The 14,866-nt window shown below is 73.9% G+C and carries 15 protein-coding genes; 1 reads left to right on the plus strand and 14 read right to left on the minus strand.

The features are described from left to right. Nucleotides 1-29: 29 nt before the first annotated feature. The 12 genes from panC to L3K22_RS10345 form a co-directional block, all read right to left on the minus strand. Nucleotides 30-884 (minus strand): pantoate--beta-alanine ligase, encoded by an 855-nt coding sequence (panC, locus tag L3K22_RS10290; RefSeq protein ID WP_263311299.1) that lies wholly within the window; start codon nt 882-884, stop codon nt 30-32. A gap of 14 nt (nt 885-898) precedes the next feature. Next, a complete protein-coding gene (locus L3K22_RS10295) occupies nt 899-1,801 on the minus strand; it encodes a Rossmann-like and DUF2520 domain-containing protein (protein ID WP_263311300.1) in 903 nt (300 codons plus the stop codon). Beyond that, entirely contained in the window at nt 1,798-3,525 is a 1,728-nt protein-coding gene (locus tag L3K22_RS10300) for a PH domain-containing protein (protein ID WP_263311301.1), read from the minus strand. The genes L3K22_RS10295 and L3K22_RS10300 overlap by 4 nt, the downstream gene beginning before the upstream one ends. Then, nucleotides 3,522-4,094 (minus strand): PH domain-containing protein, encoded by a 573-nt coding sequence (locus L3K22_RS10305; RefSeq protein WP_263311302.1) that lies wholly within the window; start codon nt 4,092-4,094, stop codon nt 3,522-3,524. Before L3K22_RS10305 ends, L3K22_RS10300 begins: the two co-directional genes overlap by 4 nt. 151 nt (nt 4,095-4,245) lie before the next feature. Continuing rightward, nucleotides 4,246-4,752 (minus strand): DUF3180 domain-containing protein, encoded by a 507-nt coding sequence (locus tag L3K22_RS10310; protein WP_263311303.1) that lies wholly within the window; start codon nt 4,750-4,752, stop codon nt 4,246-4,248. Further along, nucleotides 4,749-5,759 (minus strand): 2-amino-4-hydroxy-6-hydroxymethyldihydropteridine diphosphokinase, encoded by a 1,011-nt coding sequence (gene folK, locus L3K22_RS10315; protein ID WP_263311304.1) that lies wholly within the window; start codon nt 5,757-5,759, stop codon nt 4,749-4,751. Before folK ends, L3K22_RS10310 begins: the two co-directional genes overlap by 4 nt. Beyond that, nucleotides 5,756-6,613, minus strand: coding sequence for a dihydropteroate synthase (gene folP, locus L3K22_RS10320; RefSeq protein ID WP_263311305.1), 858 nt, complete (start codon nt 6,611-6,613; stop codon nt 5,756-5,758). Before folP ends, folK begins: the two co-directional genes overlap by 4 nt. A 4-nt stretch (nt 6,614-6,617) precedes the next feature. Next, complete coding sequence (gene folE / locus L3K22_RS10325; protein ID WP_010551040.1) at nt 6,618-7,184, minus strand: GTP cyclohydrolase I FolE; 567 nt, start codon at nt 7,182-7,184, stop codon at nt 6,618-6,620. Nucleotide 7,185: 1 nt separating this feature from the next. After that, nucleotides 7,186-9,324 carry an ATP-dependent zinc metalloprotease FtsH gene (gene ftsH / locus L3K22_RS10330; RefSeq protein ID WP_263311306.1) on the minus strand — a complete coding sequence of 713 codons (2,139 nt, stop codon included), beginning with the start codon at nt 9,322-9,324 and terminating at the stop codon, nt 7,186-7,188. A 4-nt stretch (nt 9,325-9,328) separates the two neighbouring features. Further along, nucleotides 9,329-9,883 (minus strand): hypoxanthine phosphoribosyltransferase, encoded by a 555-nt coding sequence (gene hpt / locus L3K22_RS10335; RefSeq protein ID WP_010551038.1) that lies wholly within the window; start codon nt 9,881-9,883, stop codon nt 9,329-9,331. A 43-nt stretch (nt 9,884-9,926) separates the two neighbouring features. Next, nucleotides 9,927-11,021 carry a tRNA lysidine(34) synthetase TilS gene (gene tilS, locus L3K22_RS10340; RefSeq protein WP_263311307.1) on the minus strand — a complete coding sequence of 365 codons (1,095 nt, stop codon included), beginning with the start codon at nt 11,019-11,021 and terminating at the stop codon, nt 9,927-9,929. Beyond that, on the minus strand, nt 11,021-12,430 hold the full coding sequence (locus L3K22_RS10345) for a D-alanyl-D-alanine carboxypeptidase (protein ID WP_263311308.1): 1,410 nt from the start codon (nt 12,428-12,430) through the stop codon (nt 11,021-11,023). Before L3K22_RS10345 ends, tilS begins: the two co-directional genes overlap by 1 nt. A 93-nt stretch (nt 12,431-12,523) precedes the next feature. On the opposite strand from L3K22_RS10345, the gene L3K22_RS10350 reads away from it, so the two are divergent. Next, nucleotides 12,524-13,036, plus strand: coding sequence for an inorganic diphosphatase (locus L3K22_RS10350; protein WP_010551035.1), 513 nt, complete (start codon nt 12,524-12,526; stop codon nt 13,034-13,036). Between the two features lie 106 nt (nt 13,037-13,142). Here the strand turns inward: L3K22_RS10350 and L3K22_RS10355 are convergent, their stop codons facing one another. Beyond that, nucleotides 13,143-13,895 (minus strand): hypothetical protein, encoded by a 753-nt coding sequence (locus tag L3K22_RS10355; RefSeq protein WP_263311309.1) that lies wholly within the window; start codon nt 13,893-13,895, stop codon nt 13,143-13,145. 192 nt (nt 13,896-14,087) lie between these two features. After that, nucleotides 14,088-14,774, minus strand: coding sequence for a peptide deformylase (locus L3K22_RS10360; protein WP_263311310.1), 687 nt, complete (start codon nt 14,772-14,774; stop codon nt 14,088-14,090). Nucleotides 14,775-14,866 lie beyond the last annotated feature (92 nt).

A 14,866-nucleotide genomic window follows, 5' to 3' on the forward strand; every position in this document is an offset into this window, starting at 1 on the left:
CATCACCGCGCGCGTGACGGCCTCCGGGATCAGGGTGCTGTCGCCACCGCCACAGCGGCGTCCAGCAGCCGGGTGCCCTCGACGCGTCCGGCGAGCACGACGAGCACCTCGCCGCGGTGGTCGGGAGCGGCGGGCTCGAGGGTCGCGGGGTCCAGGACGAGCGCGTAGTCCCAGTCGATCTCGGCCCGCTCCCGCGCGGCCTCCAGCGCGTCCTGGATGCCGGAGAGGGAGGGGGCGGCCGCGAGCGCCGCGGCGATCGTGCGGGACAGGGCCAGAGCCCGCTCCTTCCCGTCCGCGGAGAGGTAGGCGTTGCGGCTGGAGCGGGCGAGGCCCGTCTCCTCCCGCTGGATCTCCACGGGCTCGATCCGCACGGGCAGGTCGAGGTCGGCGACCAGGCGCTGGATGATCGCGAGCTGCTGGGCGTCCTTGCGCCCGAACACGCTCAGGTGCGGGTCCGTCAGGCGCAGCAGCTTCGCGACGACGGTGACCACGCCGTCGAAGTGGCCGGGCCGGGCGGCGCCCTCGAGGACCGTGCCGGCGTGGCCGGCGCTGACCGAGACCGTCGGCGGCATGACGGGGTACATCTCCTCCACGCCCGGAGCGAAGACGAGGTCGACGAGCCCGTCGACGAGGGCGAGATCCGCCTCGAGGTCGCGGGGGTAGGCCTCGTAGTCCTCCCCGGGACCGAACTGGAGGGGATTGACGAAGTCGGTGAGGATCACGTGGTCGGCGAGCTCGCGGGCCTTCTCGACCAGGGCCAGGTGCCCGGCGTGGAGGGAGCCCATGGTGAGCACCGCCGCGACCGTCCCGTCCATCGCGGCGCGGTGCTCGCGCAGCGCGGACTTCGTGGTGACGAGCGTGGTGCGCGGGGTGCTCTCGGGCACGGCGGGGTCCTTCCTCAGCTCTCCTCCGGGGGCGGTGCCGCCTCCAGCAGCGCCCGGATCGTCTCCCGGTCGCCCTCGGCGAGTCTTGCACGCGCGAGCGCCGCGAGCGCGAGGGCGCGGTAGGTGTCGCTCACGTCGCCGGGCTCGACCGGAGCGGCGGTCGCGTCGAGGTCGGCGAGGGCCTCGAGGTGGGCGGCGACGGTGCCGGCGTCCCCGCGGACCACCGGTCCGGTCAGCGCCCCGCTCCCACGCTGCAGCGACTCCTCGAGCGCCGCCTCGAGCAGCGGTCGGAGGTAGGCGCCGGGGTCCTCGATGCCGAGCCGGGCCAGCGCCCTGCGGGACTGGTCCACGAGGACCACGAGATGGTTCGCGGCGTGGGCGAGGGAGGCGTGGTAGAGCGGTCGGTCGCCCTCGGCGATGACGACGGCCTCGCCGCCCATCTCCACCACGAGCGCGGCGGCGACGGGCAGGAACTCCTCGGTGGCGGTGATCCCCATCGGGCAGCCGACCAGCCGGGGCAGGTCGGTGCGGGTGCCGGTGAAGGTCATCGCCGGGTGGATCGCGAGGGTCGCGGCGCCGGCGCGGGCGAGCGGGGCGAGCACCTCGGTGCCGTAGCGGCCGGAGGTGTGGACGACGAGCTGTCCGCCGGGGGCGAGGCCGGTCGCGGCGATCCCGCTCGCGAGCGATCCGAGCTGGTCGTCGGGCACGGCCAGGAGCAGCATCTCGCTGCGCTCGACGAGCGCGGGGACGTCCAGCAGCGGCACCCCGGGCAGGAGCTCCGCGGCCCGCTCGCGGGAGGCGTCGGAGACGGCGTAGGCGCCGGTGAGCGCGTGGCCCTCGGCGCGCAGCGCGGCGCCGAGGACTGCGCCGACGCGTCCTGCGCCGATCACGCCGATGCCGAGGCGGGGCGGGGTCATCGGGTCTCCTGCCCGCCGGGGCACGGGCCGGGGGCGGGTGCGGCGGGCGACTCGTGCTCGGGGTCGCTCCCGGGGACGCTGGCGGGGTCACTGCCGGGCGCCGGCGCGGCGGCGCCGACGGGCGCGAGCGCGGGACGGGGCCAGCTCTCGCGATCCCGGTAGCGGCGCAGGGTGCGGGCGTCCGCGGCGAGCACGGCGTGCACGGCGAGGGCGTCCTCGCGGCGCAGGTTCTCCAGCAGGAGCGAGTCCCCCGCGCCCTCGACATGGAGGTCCAGCACGCCGAGACGGCGGGCGAGCGGGCCGTCCTCGAGCCTCAGCTCCTGGATCCTCTCGCGGGGCACGATGCTGAGCTTGCGGGACACGAGGCCGCTGCGGTGCACGAGCGCTCCCGGCAGCAGGATGCTCACCTCGGTGCGGCGGGCGATCCAGTACCAGCGCACCGGGGTGCGAAGGCCGGGCAGGTCGCGGGCGCGGGCGGTCAGCAGGTGCTCGAGGGTCGCGAGGTCGTCGTCGGTGCCCAGCGGCGCGCTGAGCCGGCCGAGGGTCTGCCGCAGCTCCTCGCGGGTGCCGACCGGGAGCACGCTGGTCGCGCCGTTCTCGTCGTCGTCATCGATCCCGGCCACGGTCGCGGAGACGGCGGTCCAGCCGGGGCCGCGCCACAGGAAGGGTCGGCGCAGGTCGAAGCGCTGGATGCGACCGGCGGCGATGTTGTCGGTGCGCGTGTTGGCCAGGCCCCGCCGCATCCGCAGCCCGCGCTCGCTGAAGCGGGAGACGAAGCCCCAGCCGGAGTCGATCCGGCCGAAGACGTACTTCGGCACCGCGATCGCGGTGGGTGCCAGGGCGACCAGGATCGCGATCGAGAAGCCCTCCTGCCACAGGGCGAGGAGCACCGCGACGACCACGCCGACGACGCTCATCACGATCCCGGTGAGGAAGCCGAGGTCCCGCACGAGGGAGCGGACGAGCCGCTCGGTGGGGATCCTGGCGATGAGCTCGCCGTCGGTCACCCCGTCGTACAGGACCTCCTCGAGACGACCGCCGTGCTCGCGAGCGGCGTCGCCGGAGTCCTGGCGGCCTGGGGCGGAGGAGCCCGCGGTCGGGCCGCCGACGAGGGCCGTGGAGGCCACCGCGCCCGTCCCGGCGGCCGCGGCCCCCTCCTCGGGAGCGGCGGTGCGCGGGGCCGGCGTCCCGGCCGCGACCTCGAGGATGCCCAGGCGCAGCTCCTCGGCGCGGGCGGAGGAGACGTACTCGATGTCGAGATACGACTCGCCGCCGCCGGCGACCTCGACGCGCACCTTCGCCAGTCCCAGCAGGCGGGCCAGCAGCGGGCGCTCGATCGAGACGGACTCGATGCGGGCCCGCGGCGCGTACTCGCGGGAGCGGCTGATCATGCCGCTGTGGACGGAGACGCCGTCCTCGTCCACCGCGTAGGTGGTGAACCACCAGCTGAGGGCCGACAGGACGATCGCCACGAGGACGACGACGAGCAGGATGCCCAGTCCGATCAGCGCGCGACGGATCGTGAACTCGTTCGCCAGCTGGGCGATGTTCTGGGCGGTGAGCACCGCGATGATGCCCACGACGACCTTCCAGCCGGTCACCAGCGGGGTGATCGGATGGGTGCGGTGGCGGGGCGCGGCCGTATCGCTGGCAGGCCCCTCGGGGGCCTGCGGGTCCGGGGTCGGGGTCCCGCTCGCCGCGGGGTCGGGGCCGGGGGCGGTCACAGCGCCGCCATCAGCTCGACGCCGCGCGCGGTGAGCAGGGCGCGCAGGCGCTCGGCCTCGTCCTTCGGCAGGCCGGGCAGGGTGACGCCGGCGCCGTCATGGGCGGTGCTGAGCGTGAGCTTCGCGAGGCCGTAGCGGCGGTCCACCGGCCCCTCGTCGATCTTCACCGACTGCACGCGGCCGTAGGGGATCGTGTGCACGGAGCGGAACATGATCCCGAGGGCGACGGTGAGGTCCTCCTCCCCCTCGCGATAGCCGATCGCCCGCACCCGTCGCGGGGTGAGCGCGAGGCCCTGCACCACCAGCACCAGCGGCACGATGGCCGTCAGCCCCAGCCACCACCATCCGGTCAGGACCGCCGCGACGATCGCGCCGATGGTCAGCAGCACCCCGATCACGTAGCCGGGGATCCCCGCGAGATAGCGGGCCGGGACGAGCTTCGGCGAGACCGGCTGCAGCCCCTGTTCGCCGAGTCGCGCCCCGGGGGCGTCCGAGACCTCGGGCGGCAGGGCGTCGTGGGGCGTCACCGTGGGCAGCGGCGGTCGGGCATCGTGCGCGGAGGAGGTCATGGGGACATCGTGTCATCCCGGGCCGGAGGCGCTGTGCGACGCTCGGCGCTGCTCGCTCCGCCGAAGGTCGGTCCTCGCCCGCGCCCCGCTCCGCCGACCGGCAGCTCGCAGGCCCGCCTCGCTGCGGGGTCGGAGGGCTCGAAGCTCTCGGTCAGGACCCGGCTTCCGCGCCCTCGGCGGAGCCGTCGCCGTCGGGCGGGAGCTTTCCCCATCGCTCCACGATCACCCCGAGCACGCCGAGCACGATGCCGGAGACCGCGGCGGCGGCGGTCGGAAGGATCGCGCCGAGCAGGTCGCCGGTGCCGGTGATCAGCAGGAACAGCGCCTGGCCGGTGAAGATCCCGCCCATGATCGCGCCGGTGTAGGCGCAGGCCCGGGCCAGCAGGACCGTGCGATAGGCGGTGGGCAGGTCGATCTGGTGCCGTCGAGGCGTGTAGGACGGCCTGTTGCGGCGCTCCTCGCTCTCCTGGAGGTAGCGGCGCATCGGGAGGCCGTAGGCGAGCAGCACCGCGGCCAGGGCCAGCAGCACCAGGGTGGTCAGCCAACCCGCGATCGGGAGGGAGTGGCCGCGGGCGGCGAGGGTCTCGAGCATCTGGGCCCCGAAGCCCGCGCCGATCACGAGGATCAGCCCGAGCACCGGGATGTTCAGGGGCCTCACGTCTCCGCCGCTCCCGCCCCCGTCCGGGAGGCCGGGGTGTCGAAGCCCTCGAGGACCGGGCCCGGGCGCAGGGCCTCGCGGTCCGCGGCGCGGGCGAGGAGCGCCTCGACCGGTCCGCGGCCGGGCAGCTCAGCGGAGGGGTCCGCGGCATGCCAGGGGCCGAGCACGAAAGCGCGCTCGTGGGCGCGGGGGTGGGGCACGGTGAGGTCGGGGTCCTCGCTGCGCCAGTCGCCGTAGGCGATCACATCGACGTCGAGGGTCCGCTCGCCCCAGCGCACCAGTCGCTGCCGTCCGGCGGCCCGCTCGGCGCGGTGGGCCAGGGCGAGGAGGTCGTGGGGACCGAGCTCGGTGGTCACGCCGACCACGGCGTTGAGATAGGCGCCCTGGCCATCCGGCCCGCCGACGGGGGCGGTCTCGAGCACGGGCGAGGTCCAGGCGATCTCGGTGCCCGGGTGGGAGGCGAGCGCATCGAGCGCCCCGCGCAGATGCGTCTCGCGGTCGCCGAGGTTGCTGCCGAGCGCGAGCACGGCGAGGACGGGGCGCGCGTCGCGCTCGATCGCGACGGCCACCCCGCCGACGGGCAGTCCGACCGGGGCGGCGGGCTTGTGCACGCGCACGCCGACGCGGCGCACCAGCGGGTGGCCGGTCTCCTCGAGGATCTTCGCGGCGATCCGCTCGGCGAGGGTCTCGACGAGGTCGTGGGGGGCGGCGCCGATCTCCTCGTGCACGGCCGTGACGACCTCGGCGTAGTTCACGGTGCGGGAGAGGACGTCGCTGCGGCCGGCCGCGGCGGTCGAGAGGTGCAGGACGACGTCGACCGCGAACTCCTGGCCGATCTCCTTCTCCGCGGCGAGGACGCCGTGATGGCCCCAGGCGCGGATGCCGGTGACCTCGATGCGGTCCAGGCGTCCGATCGACGCCGTCGCGGAGCCGTGATGCGCGCTGCCGTGGCCCGCTCCGTCGTGGTGCGCCCTGCCGTCGTGCGGGCTGCCGTCGTGCGGGTTCATCGGCGCCTGCTCCGGCGCAGCCGGTCCCCGACCCGCACCGCGGCGAGGTTGGAGGGGACCTCGTGGACGCGCACCGCCCAGGCGCCGTGCTCGGCGCTGTAGGCGCTGATCGCGGCGGTCGCCGCGTCGCGGTCCACGTCGAGGGCGCTGACGAAGCGCTTGCGCGAGGCGCCGATGAGGACGGGCAGGCCGTGGGAGGCGATCGCGTCCCAGTCCGCCAGCAGATCCCAGTTCTGCTCCCCCGTCTTGGAGAAGCCGAGGCCCGGATCGGCGACCAGGAAGCGGTCCTCGATCCCGGCCTCGCGCAGCGTGGTGAGGCGGTCGCCGAGCTCGGCGGTGCTGTCGTGAGCGACGTCCTCGTACCGGGCGAGGTCGTTCATGACGTCGCTGTGGCCGCGCCAGTGCATCGCGATGAACACCGGCGGGGTGCCCAGACGCGTGCGCAGCTCGGCGACCTGCGCCCCCATCCGCACGTCGGCCTGGCCGGCGGAGACGTCGTTGACGATGAGGGCCCCGGCCGCGATGCTCGCGGCGGCGACGGAGGCGCGCATGGTGTCCACGCTGAGCACGACGTCCTCGGCGGCGAGAGCCTCGACCACGGGGATCACCCGGCGCAGCTCCTCCTCCTCGGGGACGCGCGGGGCGCCGGGGCGGGTGGACTCCCCGCCGATGTCGATGATCGCGGCGCCCTCGGCGACCAGGCGGCGGCCGTGGGCGATCGCGTCGGGGGCGCTGTCGTGCTCCCCGCCGTCGGAGAAGGAGTCGGGGGTGACGTTCAGGACCCCCATGACGAGGGTGTCGTCCCCGCCGAGGCGGTCCGGCAGGCCCTCGGGGCGGCGCACGGGGATGGTCACGACCTCACCGTCCGTTGATCAGGGCCATGGCCTCGCTGCGGGTGCTCGAGCTGTCCCGGAGCATGCCGCGCACGGCGCTGGTGATGGTGCGGGCCCCGGCGGCGCGCACGCCGCGCATCGACATGCACATGTGCTCCGCCTCGATCACGACGATCGCGCCGGCCGCACCGAGCTCGTCCATCAGCGCATCGGCGATCTGGAAGGTGAGCCGCTCCTGCACCTGCGGCCGTCGGGCATAGACGTGGACCAGGCGGGCGAGCTTGCTCAGCCCCGTGACGGCACCGCCGCCCGGGATGTACCCCACATGCGCCATCCCGTGGAAGGGCAGCAGGTGGTGCTCGCACATCGAGTGGAAGGCGATGTCGCGCACGAGCACCAGCTCCTGGTGCTCGATGTCGAAGGTCGTCGACAGCGGCTCGTGCGCGTCCTGCTCCAGCCCCTCGAAGACCTCCGCGTACATCCGCGCCACCCGCGCGGGGGTGTCCAGGAGGCCGTCGCGGTCGGGATCCTCGCCGATCCCGGCGAGGAGCTCCCGCACCGCCGCCTCGACCCGGGGCCGGTCCACCGCCATCTCAGCGCTCCGTCTCGTCGCGGTCGCCGTAGCCGTAGCCCTGGCCGGGACCGGGCTGGCCGGAGCCGCCGGGGGCACCGCCGTGCGGGGCGCCGGGGATGCCGGGGCCGTCGCCGCCCGGATGGGGCAGCTCGGGGGCGCCGGGCTGCAGCGGCTCTCCCGCGTCGTGCTCCTCGGTGCCGGTGCCGGTGGTGGTCGAGCCGACCGACGGCGCCTCCAGGGAGGGCCGCTCCTCGCTGGAGACCCACACCTCGCGCGGCGGCAGCTTGGTGACGTCCGCGAAGATCGCGGCGAGCTCGTGCTCGTTCAGCGTCTCCTTCTCCAGCAGCTCCTCGACCAGGCGGTCCAGCACGTGACGGTTCTGCACGATCACGGACCAGGCCTCGTCCAGGGCGTTGTCCAGGAGCTTGCGCACCTCCTGGTCCACGATGCTCGCGGTCTCGCCGGAGAAGCGGGGGCCCTGCCCCTGCTGCATGCCCACGAACACCTCGTCCTGGTCGCCCGAGAGGGCGACCTGGCCGACGGCCGCGCTCATGCCCAGCTGCATGACCATGGTGCGGGCGATCTTGGTGGCGTTCTGGAGGTCGGAGCTGGGGCCGGTGGTGACGTCGTGGAAGATCGACTCCTCCACCGCGTAGCCGCCCATCGCGTAGGCGAGGCGGTCCAGCAGCTCGTTGCGGGACTGGTAGTTGCGGTCCTGGGTGGGGACCACCATCGTGTAGCCGCCGGCCTGACCGCGCGGCAGGATCGTCACCTTGGTGACCGGGGCGGAGTTGTTCATCGCCGCCGCGACCACGGCGTGACCGCCCTCGTGGTACGCGGTCATCTGACGCTCGCGCTCGGTCATCACCTTGGAGTAGCGCTGCGGGCCCATGGAGACGCGGTCGATCGCCTCGTCCAGGGCTCGGTTGTCGATGATCTGGTTGCCCGAGCGGGCGGTGAGCAGCGCCGCCTCGTTGAGCACGTTGGCGAGGTCCGCACCGGACATGCCGATGGTGCGCTTGGCGACGGCCTCGAGGTCCACGTCGTGGGCCAGCGGCTTGCCCTTGGCGTGCACGCCGAGGATGTGCAGGCGGCCCTTGAGGTCCGGGGCGGTCACCGCGATCTGGCGGTCGAAGCGGCCCGGGCGCAGCAGCGCCGGGTCGAGGATGTCCACACGGTTGGTCGCAGCGATGAGGATGACGTTCTGGTTCTCGTCGAACCCGTCCATCTCCACGAGCATCTGGTTCAGCGTCTGCTCGCGCTCGTCGTGGCCGCCGCCCATGCCGGCGCCGCGATGGCGGCCGACGGCGTCGATCTCGTCGATGAAGATGATCGCCGGGGAGTTCTCCTTCGCGGTGTTGAACAGGTCGCGCACGCGGCTCGCGCCGACGCCCACGAACATCTCCACGAAGTCCGAGCCGGAGATCGAGTAGAAGGGCACGTTCGCCTCGCCGGCGACGGCCTTGGCCAGCAGCGTCTTGCCGGTGCCGGGCGGGCCGTAGAGCAGCACGCCCTTGGGGATCTTCGCGCCGACGGCCTGGTAGCGGCCCGGGTCCACGAGGAACTGCTTGATCTCGTCGAGCTCCTCGACGGCCTCCTCGGCGCCGGCGACGTCGGCGAAGGTGACCTTCGGGGCCTCCTTGTTGAACAGCTTCGCCTTGGACTTGCCGAACTGCATCGCCCGGCCGCCGCCCTGGGCGTTCATGATGAGGAACCAGAACAGGCCGATGAAGATCAGCAGCGGCAGGAAGGACAGCAGCAGCGTGGACCACCACGAGCTGGTGGCGATCTCGTCGGTGTAGCCGCCGGAGGGGGCGGACTCCTCGACCGCGGAGACGATCGACTCGCCGCGCGCGTCGACGTAGGCGAAGCGCACCCGGGTGCCCTTGTTCTCCTCGCCGTCGGTGAAATCCTCGGTCAGGACCAGGTCGACGCGCTGCTGGTTGCCGCCGATGATCTTCGCCTGCTCGACGGTGTCGCCCTGCAGCAGCTCGAGGCCCTGCTCGGTGTCGATCTGCTGGTAGCCGTCACGGCCCAGCAGGGAGAACAGCGCCATGCCCAGCAGCAGCGCGACGACGATCCAGAGGGCGACGGAGGTGAAGGGGCGGCGCTTCCTGCCGCCCGAGCCGCGGCCCGTGCTCTTGGGGGAATCTGCCACCGGTTCAGTCCTCGTAGACCGAGCGTGCGAGGACGCCCACGTAGGGAAGGTTGCGGTAGTTCTCCGCATGGTCGAGCCCGTACCCGATGACGAACTCGTTGGGGATGTCGAAGCCGACGTACTTCACGTCGATCTCGACGCGCGCGGCCTCGGGCTTGCGCAGCAGCGTCGCGATCTCCACGGACTTCGGCCCGCGGGAGCGGAGGTTGGCCAACAGCCACTTCAGGGTCAGGCCCGAGTCGATGATGTCCTCGACGATCAGGACGTTGCGCCCGGTGATGTCGCCGGAGAGGTCCTTGAGGATCCGCACCACGCCCGAGGACTTCGTGCCCGAGCCGTAGGAGGAGACCGCCATCCAGTCCATCTCGACCTTGAGGTCGATGGAACGGGCGAGGTCCGCCATCACCATCACCGCCCCCTTGAGGACGCCCACCAGGATCGGGGGCTCCTCGGCGTAGTCCGCGGCGATCTGCGCGCCGATCTCGGCGAGCCGGTCACGGATCTGCTGTTCGTCTAGCAGCACGCGGTCGACATCGGGGTGGGGGTGCGTCTGGGGCACGCGGATCTCCTCCAGGTGATGTGGTGGGTGCGTCCGCCGCGGCTCACAGAGCGGGACGGCGCCACACCAACAGGCCGTCACGGCGAGCGACCTCGATCCTACCCGGAACGGGCACCGCTGCCTGACCGTGCCATGAGACGACCAGCGCATCCAGCGCGAGCACCTGCCTGCGCAGCAGCGATTTCGTGGATCCACCTGCGTCACCTGCATCGATTGCGCGTTGAGCGGAACGGGAGGCGTCACGCAGCACGCGGGTGCGCACGGGGGCGGGGACGGCGGCGAGGGCGTGGACGTCGAGGTGCAGCAGGTCTCCCTCCTCGGCGAGCTCCCCGGCGTCGCGGCGCAGGGCGGGCAGCAGCGCCCGTGCCTCCTCGTCGAGATGGTCCACATCAGGGCGGACCAGGTCGGCGCTGCGGGCGAGGTTCTCGTCGATCTGCTCCCCGAGGATCTCGCGCAGCAGCGGCAGGGCCCGGTGGCGCACCCGCGAGCGCAGCAGCTCGGGATCCGCGTTCATCGGGTCCTCCCACCACTCGAGGTCGTGGAGGGTGCAGATCTCCTCGGTGTCGGCGCGTCGCAGGGCGGTGGTCTCGTCGCGGCCGGTGCCGAGGAAGGGGCGCAGCAGGTGGCCGCGGCTGCGGCGGATCCCGGCGAGCGCCCGGGGCCCGGCACCGCGGGCGAGGGCCATCAGGACCTGCTCCGCCTGGTCGTCGAGGGTGTGGCCCAGCAGCACGGCGAGCGCACCGCGCTCCCGGGCGAGGTGCTCGAGGGCGTCGTGTCGGGCGGTGCGGGCGGCGTTCTCGAGACCTCCGGGCGCGGCGAGGTCGACGGACGGCGTGAGCACGTGCGCCTCGGCGCCCAGCCGCTCGGCCTGCGCGGCGGCGCGCGCGGCGACGGAGGCGGAGCCGTCCTGGAGCCCGTGGTCGACGATCGCGGCCTCGGTCACGAGCCCCATCCGCTCCCCCACCCAGCAGGTGGTCGCCAGCAGCGCGAGCGAGTCGGCGCCCCCGGAGACGCCGACCAGCAGGCGCGGGGCGAGGTGGCCGGAGCCGGTGTCGTCGGCGAGCTGCTCGAGCCGCTCGGCGAGGGCGGCGCGGACGGCGCGGCGGGCACGGGCGACCACGGGAGGAGGGCCGGCCATCAGTCGATCTGCACCATCTCGGCGGCGACGTCGTCGACCGCGGCGCGGGCGGTGTCCGCGTCGGCGCCGTCGAAGCCGTGGACCACGATCGAGTAGCCGACGGTGCGGCCGTCGGGGAGCACGGTCACGCCGGCGAGGGTCGCGGCGCCGCCGAGATAGCCGGTCTTGCCGCGCACCTGCCCGGCGGCGGCCTGGTCGTCGCCGTGGCCGAAGCGGTCCGCGAGCGTGCCCGAGAGCGCCGCGACGGGCACGTCGTAGAGGATCTGCTCGAGGGCGGGCACCTCGCCGGAGGCGACCTGGGCGAGCACCGCGGCGAGCAGCGCCGGCGGGACCCGGTTCTCCCTCGAGAGGCCGGAGCCGTCGCGGAGGTCGAGCCCGGCGAGGTCCTCCTCGGGCAGCCCCATCTCGGCGCCGAGCTCGCGGATCTCCGCCTCGACGGCGGCGGCGGCGCCGGCGGGGGTGGTCTCCTCGCCGCGGGAGAGCGCCACCAGGTGCGCGAGCAGCTCGGCGGTGGTGTTGTCGGAGATGAGCAGGGTGTGGCGCACGATCTCCGAGAGCGGCTCGGAGGAGATCTCCGCGGCGGGAGCGCCCTCCGGGGCGGCGGCCGCGGTGATCCCGCCGGCCACCTCGAGACCCTCCTCGCCGAGCAGCTCGGCGAAGCGCCGGGCCGCGTCGCCTGCTGGATCGGTGGACTTCGGGCCGTACTGCTCCCCGTCGAGCCATCCCTCCTCGAGCGCGAGGGAGGCGGTGGGCGTGACCCAGCCGCCCGCCGTGCCGTTGTCACCCCAGGCCGGGTTCGCCCCGCCCACGAGATACGAGTCGTCCAGGGCGAGGGAGACGGAAAAGGTCCCCTGCTCGGCCGCCAGCGCCGCCGTCTGCGCGGCGAGCTCGCGCAGATCCTCCTCGGTGAGGGTCATGTCACCCTCTCCCGCCAGGGTCACCACGCCGTCCTGGACGGTCGCGCGGGTGACCAGCACCTCATCCCCCGTGAACTGCCGCAGCACGGCCGCGGCGGTGAGCAGCTTGAGGGTCGAGGCGGGCACGAGGGCGCTGGACGAGTCCCGTTCGGCGAGCACCTGGCCGTCCTCGGCCCCGACGACGCTGAAGGCCAGGCCCCCGCCCACGACGGGCAGCTCCGCCTTCGCGGCCATGCGCTGCTGCAGGTCGGCGGGGTCGACCGACGAGGGCGAGGAGCCGACGGGGGCCACGGCCTCTGCCGGATCGACCCGCTCCCAGTCCTCCGCGACGGCGCGGGGGCCGGAGCCGGGGTCCTCCTCGGCGCTCCACACGGTGAGCACGCCGGGGAAGGCGTCCATCAGGTCGCCGAGGACGTAGAAGCTCACGGGCAGTGCCGCGCACATCACGACGGCGACGGTGCGCCACATGCGCTCGGATGCTCGAAGGGCCATGCCACCACGATATGGTGTCCCGGTCATCGGAAGCGGCCCCTGGGGCCGGAGCAATGAAGTGGCCCACGGGGCCGGAGCAATGGAGCGGCTGTCGTGGAATTCGACGTGACCATCGAGATCCCTCGCGGGAACCGGAACAAGTACGAGGTGGACCACCACAACGGGCGGATCCGCCTGGACCGGATGCTCTTCACCGCGACGCGCTATCCGGACGACTACGGCTTCATCGAGGGGACCCTCGGTGAGGACGGCGACCCGCTGGACTGCCTGGTCCTGCTCGAGGAGCCGACCTTCCCGGGCTGTCTGATCCGCTGCCGCGCGCTGGGCATGTTCCGCATGCGCGACGAGGCCGGCGGCGACGACAAGATCGTCGCGGTGCCCGTGGGCGATCGCCGTCAGGTGCGCCGCCAGGAGCTGACCGACGTCTCGGAGTTCCACCGTCTGGAGATCCAGCACTTCTTCGAGGTCTACAAGGATCTCGAGCCGGGCAAGAGCGTCGAGGGCGCGCACTGGGAGGGCCGCAGCGACGCGGAGGCGGAGATCCGCCGCTCCTACCAGCGTGCTGTCGGCACCGAGCACGCCAACGAGTTCACGCAGGAGGTCTGAGCGCGGTCCGTCCGCGCAGGACGCACGACGACGGGGCCGGTCCTGAGGGACCGGCCCCGTCGTCATGTGCGGGCGGGACTGCGGGCGCGACGCCCGGGCCTCCCGCTCAGCGCCGGGTGAGCTCGCCCTCCGGGCCCTGCGTCCCCTGGCCGAAGATCTCGAGCATCGCCTCGACCACGGAGCGTGCCACGACGCGGGCGCCGAGTCCGCCGAGGACCGCGCCGATCCCGAAGGGCACCAGGCGTGCGAGCCACAGACCGCCGGTGCGGGCCACGACCCGGCGCCGCACGTACTTGTTGACCTGCTTGGTGACGAAGCCGGGCAGGAGTCCCCCGCCGCCGAGGACCGAGTTCCAGCGCATGCCCTGCCGGCCGAGCGCCTTGCCGATGATCTCGGCGCCGCGCTCGCCGCCGAGCACGCCCAGCAGCACGAGGCGTCGGGTCTCGCGGTCGGTCATGTCGACGCCGTGGATGTCGGCGGCGGCGAGGGTGAGGAAGGCGCAGGACTCCGCGAAGGAGAGCCCCTCCCCCACGGTGAGGCCGATCGCGGCGGCGGTGCCGAGGCCCGGCAGCGCCGCGACGCCGCCGATGCCGGCGCCGGTCGCGGTGGTCAGCGCGGTGAAGCGCGAGGTGACCTTCTCCAGCAGCTGACGGTCCGTCGCCTCCGGGTGCTCGGCGCGCAGGTGCTCGACGTAGGTGCGGGCCAGCGGCGCCTGGACCTTGAGCGCGGCGTCGATCAGCGAGAGCCAGCGCTCGTCGAGCTGCTCGTCGAGGGAGCCCTCCTCGAGAGGGAGGTCGTCGGGTCGCGTCGCGGCGGCGCCGTGGTCGCGCGGGACGGGCTGCGGGGAGTTCGTGGCCACCTGGGCCTCCATTCGTCGGGGTCCTGAACAGGGCAACGGTATCGCGCACGGGGCCGCGCTCCTGGACGGCGGGTGCGCACGGCGGACGCCCGGTCCGCGGTCGGCTCCCCGCCCGACGGGGACATGGCGACGCCGCGGATGCCGCACAGCCCCGGCGCGGACCGGGCAGTGCGGACCGGGCGGCGCGGCGCCTCAGCGGCGCAGCACGACCTCGCCCTCGCCGAGCTCGGCGATGTCGCCCCTCAGACCCAGTCGGCGCACGGCCTCGCCGAGGTCGGCGTAGCGGTGGACGTAGCCGGCCTCCACGAAGGAGCGGGGCACCATCCGGTCATGGCAGAGGATCCCGCCCAGGTGGTCCGTCTCGTGCTGGAGGATCCGCGCGGTCCAGCCCACATGCTCCTCGTCGATCTCGCGCAGGGAGCCGCCGGGCAGCAGCTCCTGGGCGCGCAGGCGCACCCGGCGCGAGCGGGGCACGATCGACTGCCAGCCGTCGACCGAGAGGCAGCCCTCGAAGGCGAAGACGGTCTCGTCCCCGACCGGCTCGACGACGGGGTCCAGCAGGGCGCGCAGCGCGAGCGGGCGGCGCTCGAGCAGCTCGTCCTCGGGGTCCTCCCCCTCCTCGGCGGCGAAGGGGTCCTCGACCACGTAGAAGCTCAGCGGCAGACCGATCTGCGGGGCGGCGAGACCGACGCCGGGCGCGTCCCTCATCGTCACGGTCATGGCGTCCGCGAGCTCCGCCAGGAGCGCGGGCTCGAGGCGGTCGCGGGCGGCGACGGCGGTGTGGCGGAGGGCGGGATGCCCTGCCTGCACGATGCGCAGCGGGGCGCCCTCGCGGGGGCGTCGGTCCAGGATCTTCCGGGTCAGCTCAGCAGTGTCCACCGCCCCAGTATCCCGTGCCCGGCGCTGTGCACGGGAGCGCACCGGGCCGGGTCCTGCCGAGGAGCGGACGCGGCGGAGGGACGGTCCCGTCG

This window comes from Brachybacterium atlanticum, assembly GCF_025669985.1.
In the GTDB taxonomy this organism is placed as follows: domain Bacteria; phylum Actinomycetota; class Actinomycetes; order Actinomycetales; family Dermabacteraceae; genus Brachybacterium; species Brachybacterium conglomeratum.

Excerpts from the sequence above, each read along its gene's own strand:
- folE (WP_010551040.1), bottom strand. The coding sequence starts at position 7,184 with ATGGCGGTGGACCGGCCCCGGGTCGAGGCGGCGGTGCGGGAGCTCCTC.
- L3K22_RS10295 (WP_263311300.1), bottom strand. The coding sequence starts at position 1,801 with ATGACCCCGCCCCGCCTCGGCATCGGCGTGATCGGCGCAGGACGCGTC.
- L3K22_RS10345 (WP_263311308.1), bottom strand. The coding sequence starts at position 12,430 with ATGGCCCTTCGAGCATCCGAGCGCATGTGGCGCACCGTCGCCGTCGTG.
- tilS (WP_263311307.1), bottom strand. The coding sequence starts at position 11,021 with ATGGCCGGCCCTCCTCCCGTGGTCGCCCGTGCCCGCCGCGCCGTCCGC.
- folK (WP_263311304.1), bottom strand. The coding sequence starts at position 5,759 with ATGAACCCGCACGACGGCAGCCCGCACGACGGCAGGGCGCACCACGAC.
- L3K22_RS10305 (WP_263311302.1), bottom strand. The coding sequence starts at position 4,094 with ATGACCTCCTCCGCGCACGATGCCCGACCGCCGCTGCCCACGGTGACG.